Origin of the sequence: Salipaludibacillus sp. CUR1, from assembly GCF_021028955.1 — a bacterium.
GTDB lineage: Bacteria > Bacillota > Bacilli > Bacillales > Salisediminibacteriaceae > Salipaludibacillus.
This window is the reverse complement of the sequence record NZ_JAIWPE010000074.1, coordinates 1-583: the sequence shown is the minus strand read 5'-3', so window position 1 is coordinate 583 and position 583 is coordinate 1. Positions and strand designations below refer to the sequence as shown.

Sequence of the window (583 nt, the reverse complement as noted above, 5' to 3'; positions counted from 1 at the left end):
AAGGTCATAATGTGGCAATTGGTATTGCAAATCAATTCGTTGGCGGATGGCTGAGAATGATTGAAGCTTCAATCGATCCCAAAGCTCGCTTTGCCCCACAAGAAGAAGGGCCATTGGGCTCATCGCATCCATGTTGACATTGAGTAAAAATCGAACTTCTTCTAACATTTCACGGTCCAGTAAATGGGCTTCATCTACGATAACCACAGGGTGTTGACCATGAACCCCTCTCATAATTTCGATCTGCTGATGCAACTGCCGCTTGGCGTCTCCACGATAAAACTTTGCTTCACAGCCAAGCTGTTCTAATAGCCCTTTGTAGAAGTGTCGAGGGGTTAATTTGGAATCAGATAGATAAAGCGCTTGATACTCCTGCACATCCAGTTCATCTGTAAAACGGCGAAGAAGTGTTGTTTTTCCGGTTCCTGCATCTCCAGTTACGACCATAAATAGCTGGTGACTGGCCGCAAAATGTAATCTTCCTATCACTTCTTCGAAACGAGGTGCTTCGTATAATGATTCCGAAGGAACCGTCCTGCTGAATGGTGTGTTATTAAAGCCATAAAAGGTTTCAAACATTATC

At 43.9% G+C, this 583-nt stretch carries 1 protein-coding gene; it reads right to left on the bottom strand.

Annotated elements, in window-relative coordinates:
* Positions 1-583: ExeA family protein (locus tag K8O68_RS15390; RefSeq protein ID WP_230897745.1), on the bottom strand; the 583-nt coding region annotated here is incomplete at both ends.